This window comes from Pseudomonas sp. TYF_14 (assembly GCF_043105275.1).
GTDB classification, from domain to species: Bacteria; Pseudomonadota; Gammaproteobacteria; order Pseudomonadales; family Pseudomonadaceae; genus Aquipseudomonas; species Aquipseudomonas alloputida.
In genome coordinates this window covers 49252-68294 of sequence record NZ_JBICLK010000054.1, presented here as the reverse complement: position 1 = coordinate 68294, position 19043 = coordinate 49252, and the positions used below count along the sequence as shown (strand labels likewise).

Genomic DNA, 19043 nt, shown 5'->3' with positions numbered 1-19043 from the left:
GTGAAAGCAAGCCTTGTACCCAAGGCTTGTTAAAACAATTCCAAAATTTACGGCAAATACTCATGAGCAATTACACAGAAGCCGGCCGCCCACCCGATGTGGCGGCCGACGCGGGCAACACTCAGCGCAGCAAAGGCCTGGCCAAGGGCCGCTTGGGGCTGCTGGCCAGCGTGGTGCTGGGCATTTCCACCATCGCCCCGGTCTATACCCTGACCGGCGCCCTTGGCCCTACCGTGCGTGAGGTGGGCGCCCACCTGCCGGCCGTGTTCATCGTGGGCTTCTTGCCGATGCTGCTGGTGGCCCTGGGCTATCGCGAGCTGAACTCGGCGGAGCCTGACAGCGGTACTTCGTTTACCTGGTCGGCGCGTGCATTCGGCCCGATGATCGGCTGGATCGGCGGCTGGGGACTGGTGGTTGCCACCACGATCGTGCTGTCGAACCTGGCAGGTGTGGCGGTGGATTTCTTCTACCTGTTCCTTGGCCAGATCACCGGCAAGCATGAGCTGGCAGCGTTGGCCGACAACCTGTTGATCAACATCGTTACCTGTTGCGTGTTCATTGGCCTGGCAGTGTGGATCTGCTGTCGGGGTATCGCCACCACAATGACCGTGCAGTACGGCTTGGTGGCCCTGCAGCTGTTGGTGTTGATCGGCTTTGCTTTCGCCGCTTTCGGCGGCACTACCGCGCCGCCACCGCTGGCGTTCGATTTCGCCTGGTTCAACCCGTTCGGTGTCGAGTCGTTCTCGGCCTTTGCCGCTGGCCTGTCATTGTCGATCTTCATCTTCTGGGGCTGGGACACTTGTCTGACCGTCAGTGAAGAGTCGGTGGGCAGCGAAGAGGTGCCGGGCAAGGCCGCTACCTGGACCGTGATGTTGATCCTGGGCCTGTACCTGTTCACCGCCATCGCCACCCTGCAGTTTGCCGGTATCAGTGAAACGGGTCTGGGCCTGAACAACCCGCGCATCCAGGAGAACGTCTTTGCCCACCTGGCCGGCCCGGTCATGGGGCCGCTGGCGATCCTGATGTCCATCGCCGTGCTGGCCAGTACGGCGGCGTCGCTGCAGTCCACCTTCGTGGCGCCGGCGCGCACCCTGTTGGCCATGGGTTATTACGGTGCGGTACCGCAGAAGTTCGCCAGCGTCTGCCCGCGCTCGCAAACGCCGCGCTATGCCACCATCTGCGCCGGCCTGGCCGCAGGCCTGTTCTACGTGACCATGCGTACGCTGAGCGAGAACGTGCTGGCAGATACCATCACGGCATTGGGCATGATGATCTGCTTCTACTATTCGCTGACCGCGTTTGCCTGCGTCTGGTATTTCCGCGGCAGCCTGTTCGACAGCCTGCGCCACTTCATCATGCGCGGCCTGTGCCCGCTGGTGGGGGGTGTTATCTTGTCGGTGATCTTCGTGCGCACCGCCATCGACAGTGCTTCGCCGGACTTTGGCAGCGGCTCGCATGTGGGCGGGCTGGGGCTGGTGTTCGTGATTGCCGCGATCATCTCGGTGCTTGGCATCGGCCTGATGATGCTGTCGCGCATGCGTGCGCCGGCGTACTTCCTCGGGGCTACCCTGCGTCAGCAGGCTACCTTGCCGCTGCAGGACTAAACCATTGGGGCTGCAATGCAGCCCCATCGATCTTCAGCCGATCATTTGCTTGAGCAATGCCGCATGACGCTGCTGCTGCTTCTTCAGCAGCAGCCGATTCGAGCGGAACACTGCTTTCAAGTCTGCCAGCGCCGTGTCGAAATCATCATTGATGATGACGTAGTCATACTCGTCGTAGTGCACCATCTCGCTGACCGCTTCCTTCATGCGCCCGGCAATGATCTCTTCGCTGTCCTGCCCGCGTCCGTCCAGGCGGTGGCGAAGCGCCTCCTGGCTTGGAGGCAGGATGAACACCGACAGCGCCTGTGGCATCAGCTTGCGCACTTGCTGTGCACCTTGCCAGTCGATTTCCAGAATCAGGTCGTAGCCCTGGTCCAGGGTCTGCTGCAGCGCGCTGCGTGAAGTGCCGTAGAAGTTGCCGAACACTTCGGCATGCTCCAGAAAGTCACCTTGCGCGATCAGCGCCTTGAATTCCTCGTGGACCACGAAGTGATAGTTCACCCCGTGCTGCTCGCCCGGGCGCATGGCGCGAGTGGTGTGCGAGACCGAGACGCGGATCTGCTGGTCGTCTTTGGTCAGGGCGGTGACCAGGCTGGTCTTGCCGGCACCCGAAGGGGCCGAAACGATGTAGAGGGTGCCGCTGCTGTGGTTCATGGTCGGGGTGGCCTTACTCGATGTTCTGTACTTGTTCACGCATCTGTTCGATCAATACCTTCAGGTTGACCGCCGCTTGCGTGCTGCGTGGGTCGAAGGCCTTGGAGCCGAGGGTGTTGGCCTCGCGGTTGAGTTCCTGCATCAGGAAGTCCAGGCGCCGGCCAGCGGCGCCGCCACCCTTGAGCACGCGGCGCACTTCGGTGACGTGGGTGCTGAGGCGGTCGAGTTCCTCTGCCACGTCGCTTTTCTGGGCCAGCAGTACCATCTCCTGCTCCAGGCGCTGTGGGTCCAGCTCGGCTTGCATGTCGCCGAAGCGGTCGAGAATCTTCTGCCGCTGCGCCGCCAGCATCTGCGGCACCAGGGCGCGCAGGGTAGTGACTTCGCTGGCCATGTTGTCCAGGCGTTCGTTGATCAGCCGGGCCAGTTCCTGGCCTTCGCGCTGGCGCCCGGCCTTGAGTTCGGCCAGCGCTTCGTCGAACAGCGCCATGGCTTCGGCGTTCAGTGCCTGGGGGTCGCTGGTGTCGGCCACCAGCACGCCTGGCCATGACAGCACTTCCAGCGGGTTCAGGGGGGCCGGCTGCTTGATCAGGCCAGCCACTTCCTCGGCGGCGGCAACCAGTTGCGCGGCGCGCTCATGGTCCACTTTCAGCGGTTTGCCATTGCTGTCTTCGTTGAGGCGCAAGGTGCATTCCACCTTGCCGCGTGACAGGCCCTGGCGCAGGCCTTCACGTACGCCGCCTTCGAGGTCGCGCAGGGCCTCGGGCAGGCGCAGGTGCGGCTCCAGGTAACGGTGGTTGACCGAACGCAGCTCCCAGACCAGGGTGCCTTGGCTGCCGGCGCGCTCGACACGAGCAAAAGCGGTCATGCTGTGCACCATGGGGAGTACCTCGCGTAATGAATGAACGGTGGGAGCCTCTCGGCTGCAAGGCGCAGGATTGTAGCGCAGTGTCGCCGTGGCGCCCAATCCGCCTATGTTACTGACGGGTGGCTACTGCGGTAGGAAAAGGCGACGGGCTGTGCCGGGCGCGACAATAGGCATGTCTTCCCCGGGCTGCGGGCTCTATAATGCTCGGCAGATTCAAAGTCCCAGTACAGGTATCCCAGATGAAACGTCCAAGTGGTCGCGTTGCCGATCAGCTCCGCTCGATCCGCATCACCCGCAACTACACCAAGCACGCCGAAGGGTCGGTACTGGTCGAGTTCGGTGACACCAAAGTCATCTGCACGGTCAGCGTTGAAAACGGTGTACCGCGCTTCCTCAAAGGCCAGGGCCAAGGCTGGCTGACCGCCGAGTATGGCATGCTGCCGCGCTCCACCGGCGAACGTAACCAGCGCGAAGCCAGCCGTGGCAAGCAGGGTGGCCGCACCCTGGAAATCCAGCGCCTGATCGGCCGTTCGCTGCGCGCCGCGCTGGACATGAGCAAGCTCGGTGACATCACCCTGTACGTCGATTGCGACGTGATCCAGGCCGATGGCGGTACCCGTACCGCGTCCATCACCGGCGCCATGGTTGCCTTGTGCGACGCTTTGGCAGTGATCAAGAAGCGCGGCGGCCTCAAGGGCGGCAACCCGCTCAAGCACATGATCGCTGCCGTGTCGGTAGGCATGTATCAGGGCGAAGCGGTGCTCGACCTGGACTACCTGGAAGACTCCGCAGCCGAGACCGACCTGAATGTGGTCATGACCAGCGCTGGTGGTTTCATCGAAGTGCAGGGTACTGCTGAAGGCGCACCGTTCCAGCCGGAAGATTTCAACGCCATGCTCGCTTTGGCGCAGAAGGGCATGAACGAGATTTTCGAGCTGCAGCAGGCAGCACTGGCTGACTGAAACCGGCCAAGGAGGTGCGGGGCATGAGCGATTCGAACCTGTCGATCACCCCGCCCAATGCCGAAATCCGGCAATGGGCGATGTTCTGCCACCTCTCCGCGCTGTTGGGCCTGGTAGTGCCGCTTGGGCACCTGCTGGGCCCGCTGGTGCTATGGCACCTCAAGCGCGAGCAAGACCCTTTTATCGACGCCCAGGGCAAAGAGGCGCTGAACTTTCAGATCAGCGTGACCATTGCCGGGTTCATCTGCTTCCTGCTGATGTTCGTGTTTATCGGGCTGGTGCTGTTTGCCATGCTCACGGTGGCAGTGATGATATTGATCATCATCGCGGCGGTGCGGGCGAATGAGGGCAAGCCTTATCGCTACCCGATGATCTGGCGGCCGATCAAATAACCATTGGGGCTGCAACGCAGCCCCAATGGCCTTTTAGATGGTCAGCGTCCAGTCATAGTCGACGATCAGCGGCGCATGCTGGGAGAAGCGTGGCTGACGCGGCAGGCGAGCGTTGCGCACGAAGCGGCGCAGGCCCGGGGTGAGGATCTGGTAGTCGAACCGATACCCCAGGTTGAGCATCTCGGCCTGCTCGTTGTCCGGCCACCAGCTGTACTGGTCGCCTTCACGGCTGACTTCGCGCAAGGCATCGACATACCCCATCTCGCCAGTGATCGCATCCATCCAGGCGCGTTCTGGCGCCAGGAAGCCCGGCGACTGCTGGCTGTCACGCCAATTCTTGATGTCGAGCTTCTGCTGCGCCACGTAGAACGAGCCGCAATAGATGTATTCGCGACGCTTGCGACGCTGCTTGTCCAGGTACTTGGCGAAGTCGTCCATCAACTTGAATTTCTGATTCAAGTCTTCGTCGCCGTTCATGCCCGAAGGCAGCAGCAGGCTGGCAATACTGACTTTGTCGAAATCTGCTTGCAGGTAACGCCCGTAGCGGTCGGCTGTCTCGAAGCCCAGGCCGGTGATGACTGCCTTGGGCTGCATGCGCGAGTAAAGGGCCACACCACCTTGGGCAGGCACCTCCGCGTCGCAGGCATAAAGGAAATAGCCATCGAGCTGGAAAGCTGGGTCGTCGAGTTCAAAGGCCGAGGCGCGGGTATCCTGAAGGCAGATGACGTCGGCATTCTGGGCTTGCAGCCAGCTGAGCAAACCACGCTCGGCCGCAGCCTGAATGCCATTTACGTTCACACTGATGATCCGCATAAATGGCCCCATAAATCTCGTGCGTGTATGATACCCGAGCTCAACCCATTTAGCTAAATCCGTGGTGTCCGGGACTATTCATGCAGCCGTATCAGCGCGACTTTATCCGTTTTGCCATCGATCGCGGGGTACTGCGTTTCGGTGAATTCACCCTGAAATCGGGGCGTACCAGCCCGTATTTCTTCAATGCCGGCTTGTTCAACACCGGCTCCGCACTGGCTGAGCTGGGGCGTTGCTACGCCGCCGCCATCGTCGATAGCAAGATCCCGTTCGATGTGCTGTTCGGCCCGGCCTACAAGGGTATCCCTTTGGCGGCGACTACCGCCGTGGCCCTTGCCGACCAGCATCAGCTGGACGTGCCATGGTGCTTCAACCGCAAGGAAGCCAAGGACCATGGCGAAGGTGGCAGCCTGGTCGGCGCGCCGCTGGCCGGTGACGTGCTGATCATCGACGACGTGATTACTGCCGGTACCGCCATTCGTGAGGTCATGCAGATCATCAACGCCCAGCAGGCCAAGGCCGCTGGTGTACTGATCGCGCTGAACCGTGAAGAGCGCGGCAATGGCGAATTGTCGGCGATCCAGGAAGTGGAACGCGACTTCGGTATCCCGGTGGTCAGCATTGTTTCGCTGACCCAGGTGCTGGAGTTCCTGGCCGATGACCCACAGCTCAAGCAGCATCTGCCGGCTGTCGAGGCTTACCGGGCGCAGTACGGGATCTGATCCTGGCCGGGTAAATAAAAAGGCGACCTTCGTGTGAAGGTCGCCTTTTTTTGTGCCGCCAGTTCCTGCCTCTTCGCGGGCTTGCCCGCTCCCACAGGTATGGACCGCGCTGCCTTTGAGCGCTATGAGGATCCTGTGGGAGCTGGCTTGCCGGCGATGAGGCCGGGACAGGTCAACGATCAGCGCGGCTTGCGGTTGGTAATCAGGGTGCCCACGCCGCTGTCGGTGAAGATCTCCAGCAGCACTGCATTCGGCACGCGGCCATCGATGATGTGCGAGCTGTTCACGCCGCCCTGCACCGCATCCAGCGCGCATTTGATCTTCGGCAGCATGCCGCCATAAATGGTGCCGTCAGCGATCAGTTCGTTGACCTGCTCGGTGGTCAGGCCAGTCAGCACCTGGCCCTGCTTGTCCATCAGGCCGGCGATGTTGGTCAGAAGCATCAGCTTCTCGGCCTTCAGCGCTTCGGCCACCTTGCCCGCCACCAAGTCGGCGTTGATGTTGTACGACTCGCCATTGGCACCCACGCCGATTGGCGCGATGACCGGGATGAAGTCGCCCTTCACCAGCATGTTCAACAGGTCGGTGTTCACGCTCACCACTTCGCCCACGTGGCCGATGTCGATGATTTCCGGAGTGGTCATCTCAGGCGTCTGGCGGCTGACAGTCAGCTTGCGGGCGCGAATCAGCTCCGCGTCCTTGCCGGTCAGGCCGATGGCGCTGCCGCCGTGGCGGTTGATCAGGTTGACGATGTCCTTGTTGACCTGGCCGCCCAGCACCATCTCCACAACGTCCATGGTCGCCGAATCGGTGACGCGCATGCCGTCGATGAAGTGGCTTTCGATCGACAGGCGCTTGAGCAGGTCACCGATCTGCGGGCCACCACCGTGGACTACCACCGGGTTGATGCCCACAGCCTTCATCAGCACGATGTCACGGGCGAAGCCCGTCTTGAGCTCCTCGCTCTCCATCGCGTTGCCGCCGTACTTGATCACCAGGGTCTTGCCGACAAAGCGGCGAATGTAAGGCAGTGCTTCGGACAAAACCTCGGCTACATGGGAAGCGGCATCGCGATCGAGGGTCATGCAGGGCTCCTGTAAGGAACAGATAGTCGGTCAGAACGGCAGTTGCAGCTCAGGCTCTACCCGCAGCAACTGGGTGCGGAAAACATCCTTGATACGTTGCAATTCGGCGTCGCTGTCGGCCTCGAAACGCAGTACCAGCACCGGGGTGGTGTTGGAGGCGCGAACCAGGCCCCAGCCGTTGGCGTAGTCGACCCGCACACCGTCGATGGTGGTCAGGTTGGCTTCGCCCCAGTCGGCGTCGCGTTGCAGTGCATCAATGATGCTGAATTTACCCTCGTCGGTCACATCAATATTGATTTCCGGCGTGGAAATGTCGTTCGGGAAGGCGGCAAACAGGTTTTCGGCGCTCTGCTCGGTCTTGCTGAGGATCTCCAGCAGGCGCGCGGCGCTATAGATGCCGTCGTCAAAACCGTACCAGCGTTCCTTGATGAAGATGTGACCGCTCATCTCGCCTGCCAGCAGCGAACCGGTCTGCTTCATCTTCTTCTTGATCAGCGAATGGCCGGTTTTCCACATCAAGGCGCGGCCACCGTGCTGTTCGATCAACGGGGTCAGGCGGCGGGTGCATTTGACGTCGAAGATGATCTCGGCGCCCGGGTTGCGCGACAGCACGTCCTGGGCAAACAGCATCAGCAGGCGGTCGGGGTAGACGATGCTGCCGGTGTTGGTCACCACGCCGACGCGGTCGCCGTCACCGTCGAAGGCCAGACCGATATCGGCACCGGTTTCCTTGACCTTGGCGATCAGGTCCTCGAGGTTTTCCGGCTTGCCCGGGTCCGGGTGGTGGTTGGGGAAGTTGCCGTCGACCTCGCAGAACAGCGGGATCACTTCGCAGCCCAGGGCTTCGATCAGTTGCGGTGCAACCACGCCAGCGGCGCCGTTGCCGCAGTCCACCACCACTTTGAGCTTTTTCGCCAGCTTCACGTCGCCGACGATCTGCTTGAAGTAGCGGTCGAGGATCTCGACCTTTTCCACGCGGCCTTGGGCCAGGGTCAGGTCGTTGGTTTTCAGGCGGGTCAGCAGGGCCTGGATCTGTTCGTTGGCCAGGGTGTCACCGGCGATGACGATCTTGAAACCGTTGTAGTCCGACGGGTTGTGGCTGCCGGTCAGCATCACACCGGACTTGCCGGCCAGCACGTTGGCTGCGTAGTACAGCGCCGGGGTAGGCACCAGGCCGACGTCGCTGACGTTGCAGCCCGCATCGACCAGGCCTTTGATCAGCTGTTCCACCAGCATCGGGCCCGACAGGCGGCCATCGCGCCCTACCGAAACCTGCGGTTCGCCCTGGGCCAGGCTTTGCGCGCCGATGGCGCGGCCGATCCAGTAGGCGGTTTCGGCGTGAAGGGTCTTGCCGACCACGCCGCGGATGTCATATGCGCGGAAAATGCTGTCGGGCAATGCGGCGGGGACCAGGTGGGCCATGTCGTTCATCTCTGGAAGCTCCATTAGTCAAAGGCTTTCTGGGCAGGCGCAAACTGAACGCTTGGACGGTGGTTTCGCCAGAGAGTTCGCCATCCTTGGCCTGAACGGTCATTTGCCGGCTCAGTGGCTGCCGGAGTGACCGAAGCCGCCAGCGCCACGCTGGCTTTCGTCGAACGCTTCGACGATGTCGAAGTGAGCCTGCACCACCGGCACCAGCACCAGCTGGGCGATGCGCTCGCCAACCGCGATGGTGAACGGCGTGTTGCCGCGGTTCCAGCACGACACCATCAGCTCGCCCTGGTAGTCCGAATCGATCAGGCCGACCAGGTTGCCCAGCACGATGCCGTGTTTATGGCCCAGGCCCGAGCGCGGCAGGATGACTGCCGCCAGGCCCGGGTCGCCGATGTAGATCGACAGGCCGGTAGGAATCAGAACGGTCTGGCCCGGTTCGAGGATGGTGTCTTGCTTGAGCAGGGCGCGCAGGTCGAGGCCGGCGGAGCCGGGGGTGGCGTATGCGGGTAGCGGAAATTCGCTGCCCAGGCGTGGGTCGAGGATCTTGGCTTGAAGAGCGTGCATGTAACTTATTGAACCTGGTTGAGCCGTTCGGCGATGAAGGCGACCAGTTGCCGGGCGATCTTGCCCTTGCTGGTCTGCGCGAAGAGGGTCTGGTGCTGCTGGCGGTCGATCACGGTCAAGGCGTTTTCTTCGCTGTTGAAGCCGATGCTGGGGTTGGCCACATCATTGGCGACGATCAGGTCGAGGTTCTTGTCCTTGAGCTTGCGCGTGGCGTAATCGAGCAGGTGCTCGGTTTCGGCGGCAAAGCCGACGCTGAACGGGCGGTCGGCGCGGCCAGCAATGGTGGCAAGGATATCGGGATTACGCACCATCTGCAGCAGCATGCCGTCGCCGGTCGTAGGATCTTTCTTCAGTTTTTGTGTGGCAACCACTTCGGGGCGGTAGTCCGCAACCGCTGCCGAGGCAATAAACAGGTCGCACGGCATGGCCGCTTCACAGGCCGCGAGCATGTCCCGCGCGCTGACGACGTCGATGCGGCTGACCCGGTCAGGGGTTGGCAAATGCACAGGGCCCGTGACGAGGGTCACCCGAGCCCCTGCTTCGGCGGCCGCTTCGGCCAGGGCGAAGCCCATCTTGCCGGAGCTATGATTGGTGATGTAGCGCACCGGGTCGATGTTTTCCTGGGTCGGCCCGGCGGTGATCAGCACGTGCTTGCCGGTCAGTGCCTGGCGCTTGAAGCTTTCCGCGGCGCACCAGGCCAGGTCGGTGGCTTCGAGCATGCGCCCCAGGCCGACGTCGCCACAGGCCTGGCTGCCGGATGCCGGGCCGAACACCTGAATGCCACGGCTCTTGAGCAGCTCGAGGTTGGCTTGGGTGGCCGGGTCACGCCACATGGCCTGGTTCATCGCCGGCGCCACGGCGACGGTGGCGTCAGTGGCCAGCACCAGCGTGGTCAGCAGGTCGTCTGCCATGCCCTGGGCCATGCGTGCCATGAGGTCGGCGGTAGCTGGGGCGATCAGCACCAGGTCCGCCCACTTGGCCAGTTCGATATGGCCCATGGCAGCTTCGGCGGCCGGGTCGAGCAGGTCCATGTGTACGGGGTGGCCCGACAGCGCCTGCAGGGTCAGCGGGGTGATGAATTCTGCACCACCCCGGGTCATGACGACGCGCACCTGCGCGCCGTGCTCCAGGAGACGGCGAATCAGCTCGGCGCTTTTGTAGGCGGCAATGCCGCCACCCACGCCGAGAACGATGCGCTTGCGATACAGCCGCTGCATAGGCTTGCCTTTTTCCAGTGAGAGCGGGCGACGACGTTTGAAATGCCTGCGGCGGAACGTCGCATGTACGAGGCGAAATAGATTAACACAGGGCCGAAATGGGCCGCAGCAAAGGCAGGGGTGGAATGAACATCAGGGAGTGGCCGGCGCAAGAACGGCCTAGGGAGAAGTTGTTGCAGCGAGGGGCAGGGAGCCTGACAGATACGGAGCTGCTGGCCGTTTTTCTCGGCTCAGGCGTACGTGGGCGTAATGTCGTGGAGCTTTCGCGAGGCTTGTTGGTGAAGTTCGGCAGCTTGCGTCGGTTGCTGGAGGCTGACCGCGAAGCCTTCGTCGGCGAGCTTGGGTTGGGCCCGGTGAGGTACAGCCAGCTGCAGGCACTGCTTGAGATAGGCCGCAGGCACCTTGCAACGTCGATTGAGCGGGAGTCTGCCATGGACAGCCCGGCAGCGGTGCGACGCTACTTGAAAGCCATGCTCAGGCATGAGGCCAGCGAGGTGTTCGGGTGTCTGTTTCTCGATACCAAGCACCGGCCACTGGCATTCGAGATCCTGTTCAGGGGCACGATAGATCGGGCGAGTGTCTATCCGCGAGAGGTGGTGCGGCGGGCGCTGGTGCACAACGCTGCGGCATTGATCCTGTGCCACAACCATCCTTCAGGGATCAGTGAACCGAGTCAGGACGATGTGCATTTGACGCTGACGTTGAAGCGGGGGTTGGCGTTGATCGACGTGCGGGTGCTGGACCACATCATCATCGGCGACGGGGAGCCGTTGTCGATGGTCGAGCATGGGTGGATTGTGGCGTAGGCAGGTCAATGCGGTCAGGGCTAGCAGGCGCCTGTCTTGAGGTTTGTGGTGCCTGGGAGATCGAGCGCCGCCCGCGCGGCGCATCGCGAGCGAAGCTCGCTCCTACATCTGTTTCGGGCCAGTAACGCCTGCGCCAGCGCGCGCGACCGCCTTGTTTGTCCGGCACGATATCGAGGTGGACACCAAGGCGCCGCGCGTCTCTCTACCAGGAATAACTGGCCCGAAACAGATGTAGGAGCGAGCTTCGCTCGCGATGCGCCGCGCGGGCGGCGCTCGATCTCCCAGGCGCCACAAACCTCAAGGCGGGCACCAGAACTTACTTGGTCACCGTCACCTTGCTGAAATCCAGCCGCCCGAACGGGCTCACCTGGTACCCCTCGACGCCTTGGCGCAGCAAGGTCGCCGCCGTCGGGTGCGCCAGTGGCACCCACAGCGCCTGCTGCTGGATCAGTGTCTGCGCCTGCTGGTACAGCCGGCTGCGTACGCTCTGGTCGTTGGTGGTGCGCCCGGCGCTGATCAGCTGGTCGAGGCGGCTGTCGCAGAAGCGTGCGAAGTTGGTCCCTGACTCGACCGCCGCGCAGGAAAACTGCGGGCTGAGGAAGTTGTCCGGGTCGCCGTTGTCGCCCGCCCAGCCCATGAACAGCAAGTCATGCTCGCCGGCCTTGGCGCGGCGGATAAGCTCGCCCCATTCGATCACGCGGATTTCAGCCTTGATACCAATCTTCGCCAGGTCGGCTTGCAGCATCTGCGCGCCAAGGCTGGGGTTGGGGTTGAGCAGGCTACCCGAGGGCCGGGTCCAGATGGTGGTACTGAAGCCTTCGGCCAGGCCGGCCTTGGCCAACAGGGCCTTGGCTTTCTTCAGGTCCAGCGGGTAGCCGGGCAGGTCCTTGGCGTAGCTCCAGGTATTGGGCGGGTAGGGGCCATTGGCAGCCACCGCAGAGTCTTCGAACACGGCCTTGAGGTAGGCTTGCTTGTCGAAGGCCAGGTTGATTGCCTGACGCACTTCCGGCTTGTCCAGCGGCGGGTGCTGGCTGTTGATGGCGACGAAGGCAGTCATGAATGCCGGGGTAGTGGCCACCTTGAGGTTACCGTCCTTGCCCGCTTCGGCAATGTCCAACGGCTTGGGCGACAGGGCAACCTGGCACTCGCCACGCTTGAGCTTCTGCAGGCGCACGTTGGCATCGGTGGTGATGGCGAAGATCAGCGGGTCGACCGCCGGCTTGCCGGCGAAGTAGTCCGGGTTGGCGCGGTAGCGCACCACGGCATCTTTCTGGAAGCGCTGGAACACGAACGGCCCGGTGCCGATCGGTTGGTTGTTGAGCTTCTCCGGCGTACCGGCCTTGAGCAGCTTGTCGGCGTATTCGGCGGAGTAGATCGAGGCGAAGCCCATGCTCAGGGTGGCCAGGAAGGTGGCGTCCGGGTGGCTGAGGGTGAAGCGCACGGTGTTCGGCGACGGTGCCTCGATCGCCTTGATCAGGCTGCCCAGCTGCAGCGATTGGGCATGCGGGTAGCCGCCCGGCGCAGTCTTGTGCCAGGCATGGGCCGGGTAGAGCATGCGCTGGAAGCTGAACAGCACGTCGTCGGCATTCAGCTTGCGGCTTGGCTTGAAATAGGAGGTGCTGTGAAACTTGACGTCATCGCGCAGGGTGAAGTCATACACCAGGCCGTCGGCCGATACCGTCCAGCTGGTCGCCAGGCTCGGCACCACCTTGCCTTGCGCCGCATCGAACTCCACCAGGCGGTTCATCAGCACGTCGGCGGTGGCGTTGGTGGTGGTGAGCGAGTTGTACTGCACCACGTCGAAACCTTCGGGGCTGGCCTCGCTGCAAACGCTCAGCGGAGCGGCCTGGGCAGCGCCAGCGGCGAACAGGGTGGTGAACAATAAGGAAAGTGCGGCGACACGCATGGTGGCTCCTTGGCTGTCAGTGGCCCATCTGCCAGTGCAGTCTGGAAAAGGCTTACCCTAGTGCGCCCGCCGGCAAATGACCACACCCTTTTTTGCAAATCTTGCGACGAGCGGTCGACGACTGGCGGGGCCTGCCGCTATGCTGGCCCGGCGCGTTCTGGCTAGCGGTAATGTGCATCTACTGTTGTTGCAGCCAAGTCTTTCTGGTATAAAGCAGCGCTCTTTTCTAGGGGCTCGGCCTGTCGCATAAGCGGATCCGGTCGATAAGGCCTCCAGAATCACGGCGCCCAGGCGCCAAAGACTGAGAGATTAAGCGGCCAACCCATGCCGGGTTGGGCATGTGGTTTTAGAGGGCTGAGTCATGTCGAGAGTCTGTCAAGTTACTGGTAAGGGTCCAGTAACCGGGAACAACATTTCCCACGCAAACAACAAAACCCGTCGTCGTTTCCTGCCGAACCTGCAGCACCACCGTTTCTGGGTTGAATCCGAGAAGCGTTTCGTGCGTCTGCGCGTTTCCGCCAAAGGCATGCGTATCATCGACAAGCGCGGCATCGACGCCGTTCTGGTTGACATCCGTAAAGCTGGCGCCAAGGTTTAAGGGAGAGCATCATGCGTGAATTGATCCGTCTGGTTTCGAGTGCCGGTACCGGCCACTTCTACACCACCGACAAGAACAAGCGCACCACCCCGGACAAAATCGAGATCAAGAAATATGATCCGGTTGTTCGCAAGCACGTGGTGTACAAGGAAGCCAAGATCAAGTAATTGATCGGCGACCTGAAAAAAACCCGCATCCGAAAGGAGGCGGGTTTTTTTTTTGGCTGTTGCAGGGTCAGTTGAAGTCGAAGCCCTGGATCAGCAGGTCGGCACCGGCCTTGATCTGGATGCGCTCGACGTCGTACTCGCGGGTGCACATTTCGTTGGGGCCGACCACCCGGGTGCGGCCGGTAAGGGTGCGGATGGTGTCTTTGAGCGCTGGCGCGTAAGGGGTGCCGACCAGGTGGGCGAGGGTTCGCAGCACTTCTTCGTTGGTCATGGTGTTCTTCCTGTTGAAGTTGGATGGCCCGACATGGGCAGGGCCATCCTCACGCATGCCTGCGAATTGCCTGCGCTACATAGATACTGCTGTGGTTACTTCTGCTCGAACATCACATAGATCTTGCGGCAAGGCTCCAGCACCTCCCAAGTGCCTTTGAAGCCGGCGGGGATTACAAAGCGATCGCCGGCACGCAGGGTTTTCGCCCCGCCATCCTCGTCGCGCAGCACCGAAACGCCTTGGACGATCTCGCAGTATTCGTGCTCGGTGTAGTTCACTGTCCACTGGCCCACCTCACCTTCCCATACGCCAGCGGCAAACTGCCCGCACGGGCTGGAATAGTGGTTGTAGACCGCCTGGTCCGGCTCGCCCTTGAGGATTTTCTCTGCAGCCGGGCGGTAGCGTTCGGCCTCGGTGATGACCTGCGCGAAGTCGATGATGCTATCAATACTCATGGTTCGGCTCCTGTTGTTGTTTAATAAAATGAACATCAGTAGGCTTTTGAGCCTCTCATGTCAAATATATTGATAGTTTACACCGGCTGGTTTAGGGTATCGCTTGCCAGTGTGCGCTTGGCGCCCGGCCAGAATTCTGACAACGCCTGTGAGTCCTCAGTGCGGCGTTGCACCTAAACAAGAGGAGGAGTTTCGTATGACCACCCTGACCCGTGCGGACTGGGAACAACGTGCCCAGCAACTGAAGATCGAAGGCCGTGCCTTCATCAACGGCGAATACACCGATGCCGTATCCGGTGAAACCTTCGAGTGCCTGAGCCCGGTCGACGGACGCTTCCTGGCCAAGGTTGCCAGCTGCGACCTGGCCGATGCCAACCGCGCTGTTGAAAACGCCCGTGCCACCTTCAACTCCGGCGTGTGGTCGCAGCTGGCCCCCGCCAAGCGCAAGGCCAAGCTGATCCGCTTCGCCGACCTGCTGCGCAAGAACGTCGAAGAGCTGGCGCTGTTGGAAACGCTGGACATGGGCAAGCCGATCGGCGACTCCTCCAGCATCGACATCCCAGGTGCGGCCCAAGCCATTCACTGGACTGCCGAAGCCATCGACAAGGTCTACGACGAAGTTGCCCCGACCCCGCATGACCAGCTTGGCCTGGTTACCCGCGAACCCGTGGGTGTGGTTGGTGCCATCGTGCCGTGGAACTTCCCGTTGCTGATGGCCTGCTGGAAACTCGGCCCTGCACTGGCCACCGGTAACTCGGTCGTGCTCAAGCCGTCCGAAAAATCGCCGCTGACCGCCATCCGCATCGCCCAACTGGCGATCGAGGCCGGTATCCCCGCTGGCGTGCTGAACGTGCTGCCAGGCTATGGCCACACCGTGGGCAAGGCACTGGCCCTGCACATGGACGTGGACACCCTGGTGTTCACCGGTTCGACCAAGATCGCCAAGCAACTGATGGTTTACGCGGGCGAGTCGAACATGAAACGCATCTGGCTGGAAGCCGGTGGCAAGAGCCCGAACATCGTCTTTGCCGACGCCCCGGACCTGCAAGCAGCCGCCGAGGCCGCAGCCAGCGCCATCGCCTTCAACCAGGGCGAAGTGTGCACTGCAGGCTCCCGCCTGCTGGTCGAGCGTTCGATCAAGGACAAGTTCCTGCCGATGGTGGTAGAGGCCCTGAAGGGCTGGAAGCCAGGCAACCCGCTGGACCCGCAGACCACTGTCGGTGCCTTGGTCGATACCCAGCAGATGAACACCGTGCTGTCGTACATCGAGGCTGGCCACAAGGACGGCGCCAAGCTGCTGGCCGGCGGCAAACGCACCCTGGAAGAGACCGGCGGCACCTACGTCGAGCCGACCATCTTCGACGGCGTGACTAACGCCATGCGCATTGCCCAGGAAGAAATCTTCGGCCCGGTGCTGTCGGTGATTGCCTTCGACACCGCCGAAGAAGCCGTGGCCATTGCCAACGACACCCCGTATGGCCTGGCCGCTGGTATCTGGACTTCGGACATTTCCAAGGCCCACAAGACCGCCCGTGCCGTGCGTGCAGGCAGCGTCTGGGTCAACCAGTACGATGGTGGCGACATGACCGCGCCGTTCGGTGGCTTCAAACAGTCGGGCAACGGCCGTGACAAGTCGCTGCACGCACTGGAGAAGTACACCGAGCTGAAGGCGACCTGGATCAAGCTGTAACCCGGTAGGTCCTTTTCGCGGGCAAGCCCGCTCCTGCAGGTCTTCGCGACCGTTGCAGGAGCGGGCTTGCCCGCAAATGGGCCCCTGGAAATATTGGCTGGGAGGCTGTAATGCGTTGGGGTACCTACTTCGCCGTACTGGCATCGGTGCTCAGTGTCGGGCTGGCGCTTGGCGTGAGCATGCCGCTGGTGTCCCTGCGCCTGGAGGCCTGGGGCTACGGCAGCTTCGCCATCGGCGTGATGGCGGCAATGCCGGCGTTGGGCGTACTGGCCGGCGCCAGCCTGGCCAGCCGCCTGGCAGGTTGGGTTGGCGTACCGTCGGCGATGCGCCTGTGCCTGTGGGGTGGGGCGCTGTCGATTGGCCTGCTCGCGCTGCTGCCTAGTTACCCGTTATGGCTGCTGCTGCGGCTGATGATCGGCATGTCCCTGACCGTGGTGTTCATCCTTGGCGAAAGCTGGATCAACCAACTGGTGGTCGAACAGTGGCGTGGCCGGTTGGTGGCGCTGTATGGCAGCAGCTACGCCCTGAGCCAGTTGGCCGGGCCGTTGGTGCTGGGTTTCCTCGGCTCTGATGACGACTTCGGCTTCTGGGCGGCGACCGGCCTGCTGCTGGCCGCGCCGCTGGTTCTGCTGGGGCGTGGTGGAGCGCCGAGCACGGAAGCCTGCAGTGTCACCTTTGGCGACCTGTTCGCCTTCTGCCGACGCTTGCCGGTAATTGCCTGGGCCATTGCCCTGTTCGCCTCGTTCGAGGCGATGATCCTCACCTTGCTGCCGGTGTATTGCCTGCAGCAGGGCTTCAGCACCGAAATCGCCTTGTTCATGGTGAGTACCGTGGTGGTGGGTGATGCGGTGCTGCAATTGCCCATCGGCGCGCTGGCCGACCATATGTCGCGACGTACCCTGTTCACTGGCTGTGCGGTGACCCTGCTGGTGTCCAGTCTGGCGATCCCGCTGCTGTTGCACACCCCGGTTATCTGGCCGTTGTGGGTGTTGTTCGGCGCCAGTGCCGGCGGCTTGTTCACCTTGTCGCTGGTGCTGATCGGTGAGCGCTACCGCGATGATGAGTTGGTACGGGCCAATGCCCACGTGGCCCAGCTGTGGGGTATTGGCTGTTTGCTCGGGCCGTTGTTGGCGGGGGCGGGGAGCCAGTGGATCAGCGGGCATGCGTTGCTGTTCCTGATGGCGGCCGGGGCTGCGGGGTTGGTGGTATTGACCCGGCGGCGCGGAGTCTTTGAGCCGGTTTCTGCCTGATGATTTTGGGGGCCGCAAGGCCCCGGAATCGCCGCTATAGCATCTTCTCCAAGCCAACCGCCTTGCTGATCCAGGCATTGAAGCGTCGCCAGATCCCGCCCGGCTCAGACGTCAGCACGTGCCGTTGGCCATTGTCCTCGGTCGCCCACACCAGCTTGTTACCTATCAGTTTCACCTGATAGCTCAGCGCAGGCGCCATACCCTGCTGGGCCAGTTCGCGGGTGTATTCGGCCAGCTCCGGGCTGTCCACCAGTACCCCGACCTCGGTGTTCCACAATACTGAGCGCGGGTCGAAGTTGAACGAGCCGATGAAGGTCTTGCGCCGGTCGAACACGATCGCCTTGGTGTGCAGGCTCGAATCCGAGCTGCCACGGAAACTCAGTCGCCCCGCGCTGGGGTCGCCTGGCTGGCGGCGAAGCTCGTAAAGCTGCACCCCGTGCTCAAGCAAGGCACGACGATAGGGTGCATAGCCTCCATGCACTGCCGGCACGTCGGTGGCTTCCAGCGAGTTGGTCAGCAGCTTCACCGAAACGCCAGCGTCGGCGCGGCCGGTCAGGTACAGCAGCCCCGGTTCGCCCGGTACAAAGTAGGCCGATGCCAGGACCAACTCGCGGTGCACGTTAGCCAGGTCCGGAGCCAGTTGCTGGCTCAGCAGTAATTGCGGGTCCGGTTCGTCTTCGGCCAACACCTTGCTGGGCGCATCCCATAGGGCCTGTGCGTGAGCCCAGATCAGCTCGTTGCGCCACACATCCAGGCGCGGCTGCGACTGATAGGCCATCAAGCGGTCGTACAGGGCCTTGCGCTGGGTCCTGGCTTTGGCCAGCGACACTTCCAGGCGCTGGCGGCTGGCCCGCAGGTCGTTGGCATCCGGGTCATGCCAGAGGAAGTCGGTGATCGGCCGGCTGAGGGCGCTGTTCCAGTACTGGTCGAAGCTGTGCCCCAGTTGCTCGGCTATCGGGCCCACGCCCAGCAGGTCGATGTCGGTGAAGTTGAGGTTGGGCTCGGCATCGAAATACTCGTCGCCCAGGTTGCGCCCGCCGACGATGGCCATGCTGTTGTCCACCAGGAACAGCTTGTTGTGCATGCGCCGGTGCTGGCGCGACAAGTTGAACAGCCGGCCCACGGCGCGCGTAACGCCGGTACTGCGCCCCAGATGCAGTGGGTTGAACACGCGAATGTGGATGTTCGGGTGGGCATCGAGGGTGCCCATGACGGTGTCCAGGCCGTCGCTGGTGGTGTCGTCGAGCAGGATGCGCACGCGCACGCCACGGTCGGCGGCGCGCAGCAGTTCATGCACAAGGGCGCGGGTACTGAGGCCGTCGTGGACGATGTAGTACTGCAGGTCGATGCTCGCCTGGGCGTTGCGTATCAGTTCGGCGCGGGCGCGAAATGCCTCGTTGCTGTTGGGCAGCAGGCGAAAGCCCGAGCGGCCGCCATAGGGCGCGGCCTGGCGCAGCACCGAGCGGCCAAAGGCCGATTCGTGGGCAGGCAACGCCTGGCTGGTTTCGCGGGGCGCGCTGATGCTTGTGCAACCGGCAACGCCGAGCAACAACACCAGCAGCAGAGGCAAGGCTCGCTGGAGTCTCAA

The 19043-nt window shown here is 62.5% G+C and carries 19 protein-coding genes and 1 pseudogene; 9 read left to right on the top strand and 11 right to left on the bottom strand.

What is annotated here, in order from left to right; translation table 11 throughout:
- Positions 1-62: 62 nt before the first annotated feature.
- Complete coding sequence (locus ACF8O8_RS13970) at positions 63-1604, top strand: APC family permease (RefSeq protein WP_014592854.1); 1542 nt, start codon at positions 63-65, stop codon at positions 1602-1604.
- 33 nt (positions 1605-1637) lie between these two features.
- On the opposite strand, the gene gmk is transcribed toward ACF8O8_RS13970, so the two are convergent.
- The gene (gene gmk, locus ACF8O8_RS13965) at positions 1638-2258 is read right to left on the bottom strand and encodes a guanylate kinase (RefSeq protein WP_010955795.1); all 621 of its coding nucleotides are present in this window, start codon (positions 2256-2258) and stop codon (positions 1638-1640) included.
- A 13-nt stretch (positions 2259-2271) separates the two neighbouring features.
- Positions 2272-3135: a YicC/YloC family endoribonuclease gene (locus ACF8O8_RS13960; RefSeq protein WP_010955794.1), complete on the bottom strand. Its 864-nt coding sequence runs from the start codon at positions 3133-3135 to the stop codon at positions 2272-2274.
- Positions 3136-3362: 227 nt separating this feature from the next.
- Between ACF8O8_RS13960 and rph the strand changes: the two genes are divergently transcribed.
- Positions 3363-4085, top strand: coding sequence for a ribonuclease PH (gene rph, locus ACF8O8_RS13955; RefSeq protein ID WP_003253397.1), 723 nt, complete (start codon positions 3363-3365; stop codon positions 4083-4085).
- A gap of 23 nt (positions 4086-4108) precedes the next feature.
- Positions 4109-4477, top strand: a complete 369-nt coding sequence (locus ACF8O8_RS13950; RefSeq protein ID WP_003253399.1) for a DUF4870 domain-containing protein — start codon at positions 4109-4111, stop codon at positions 4475-4477.
- A 33-nt stretch (positions 4478-4510) separates the two neighbouring features.
- Here the strand turns inward: ACF8O8_RS13950 and ACF8O8_RS13945 are convergent, their stop codons facing one another.
- Positions 4511-5290, bottom strand: coding sequence for an exodeoxyribonuclease III (locus tag ACF8O8_RS13945; protein WP_003253401.1), 780 nt, complete (start codon positions 5288-5290; stop codon positions 4511-4513).
- Positions 5291-5370: 80 nt separating this feature from the next.
- On the opposite strand from ACF8O8_RS13945, the gene pyrE reads away from it, so the two are divergent.
- Positions 5371-6012, top strand: coding sequence for an orotate phosphoribosyltransferase (pyrE, locus tag ACF8O8_RS13940; RefSeq protein WP_003253405.1), 642 nt, complete (start codon positions 5371-5373; stop codon positions 6010-6012).
- Between the two features lie 179 nt (positions 6013-6191).
- Here pyrE and argB read toward each other — a convergent pair whose 3' ends face one another.
- From argB to coaBC, 4 genes and pseudogenes are all read right to left on the bottom strand, one after another.
- Positions 6192-7097 (bottom strand): acetylglutamate kinase, encoded by a 906-nt coding sequence (gene argB, locus ACF8O8_RS13935; protein ID WP_004575216.1) that lies wholly within the window; start codon positions 7095-7097, stop codon positions 6192-6194.
- 30 nt (positions 7098-7127) lie between these two features.
- A pseudogene (locus ACF8O8_RS13930) lies at positions 7128-8495 on the bottom strand (phosphomannomutase/phosphoglucomutase); the annotation flags it as partial.
- Between the two features lie 144 nt (positions 8496-8639).
- On the bottom strand, positions 8640-9095 hold the full coding sequence (dut, locus tag ACF8O8_RS13925; RefSeq protein ID WP_392509864.1) for a dUTP diphosphatase: 456 nt from the start codon (positions 9093-9095) through the stop codon (positions 8640-8642).
- Between the two features lie 5 nt (positions 9096-9100).
- Complete coding sequence (gene coaBC, locus ACF8O8_RS13920; protein ID WP_003253409.1) at positions 9101-10312, bottom strand: bifunctional phosphopantothenoylcysteine decarboxylase/phosphopantothenate--cysteine ligase CoaBC; 1212 nt, start codon at positions 10310-10312, stop codon at positions 9101-9103.
- Positions 10313-10437: 125 nt separating this feature from the next.
- Between coaBC and radC the strand changes: the two genes are divergently transcribed.
- Positions 10438-11118: a DNA repair protein RadC gene (gene radC / locus ACF8O8_RS13915; protein WP_121160857.1), complete on the top strand. Its 681-nt coding sequence runs from the start codon at positions 10438-10440 to the stop codon at positions 11116-11118.
- A 316-nt stretch (positions 11119-11434) separates the two neighbouring features.
- Here radC and ACF8O8_RS13910 read toward each other — a convergent pair whose 3' ends face one another.
- Positions 11435-13024: an ABC transporter substrate-binding protein gene (locus ACF8O8_RS13910; RefSeq protein WP_392509863.1), complete on the bottom strand. Its 1590-nt coding sequence runs from the start codon at positions 13022-13024 to the stop codon at positions 11435-11437.
- Between the two features lie 361 nt (positions 13025-13385).
- Between ACF8O8_RS13910 and rpmB the strand changes: the two genes are divergently transcribed.
- Both rpmB and rpmG read left to right on the top strand, forming a co-directional pair.
- Complete coding sequence (gene rpmB / locus ACF8O8_RS13905; protein WP_003253504.1) at positions 13386-13622, top strand: 50S ribosomal protein L28; 237 nt, start codon at positions 13386-13388, stop codon at positions 13620-13622.
- 11 nt (positions 13623-13633) lie between these two features.
- Positions 13634-13789: a 50S ribosomal protein L33 gene (gene rpmG / locus ACF8O8_RS13900; protein WP_003253507.1), complete on the top strand. Its 156-nt coding sequence runs from the start codon at positions 13634-13636 to the stop codon at positions 13787-13789.
- A 67-nt stretch (positions 13790-13856) separates the two neighbouring features.
- Here the strand turns inward: rpmG and ACF8O8_RS13895 are convergent, their stop codons facing one another.
- Positions 13857-14060, bottom strand: a complete 204-nt coding sequence (locus ACF8O8_RS13895; protein ID WP_020190325.1) for a hypothetical protein — start codon at positions 14058-14060, stop codon at positions 13857-13859.
- 95 nt (positions 14061-14155) lie between these two features.
- The gene (locus ACF8O8_RS13890; RefSeq protein ID WP_010955786.1) at positions 14156-14515 is read right to left on the bottom strand and encodes a cupin domain-containing protein; all 360 of its coding nucleotides are present in this window, start codon (positions 14513-14515) and stop codon (positions 14156-14158) included.
- 196 nt (positions 14516-14711) lie between these two features.
- Here ACF8O8_RS13890 and ACF8O8_RS13885 point away from each other — a divergent pair, with 196 nt between their 5' ends.
- On the top strand, positions 14712-16205 hold the full coding sequence (locus ACF8O8_RS13885; protein ID WP_010955785.1) for an aldehyde dehydrogenase: 1494 nt from the start codon (positions 14712-14714) through the stop codon (positions 16203-16205).
- A gap of 110 nt (positions 16206-16315) precedes the next feature.
- Positions 16316-17455, top strand: coding sequence for an MFS transporter (locus tag ACF8O8_RS13880; protein WP_392509862.1), 1140 nt, complete (start codon positions 16316-16318; stop codon positions 17453-17455).
- Between the two features lie 34 nt (positions 17456-17489).
- On the opposite strand, the gene ACF8O8_RS13875 is transcribed toward ACF8O8_RS13880, so the two are convergent.
- Positions 17490-19043: a phospholipase D family protein gene (locus ACF8O8_RS13875; protein WP_392509861.1), complete on the bottom strand. Its 1554-nt coding sequence runs from the start codon at positions 19041-19043 to the stop codon at positions 17490-17492.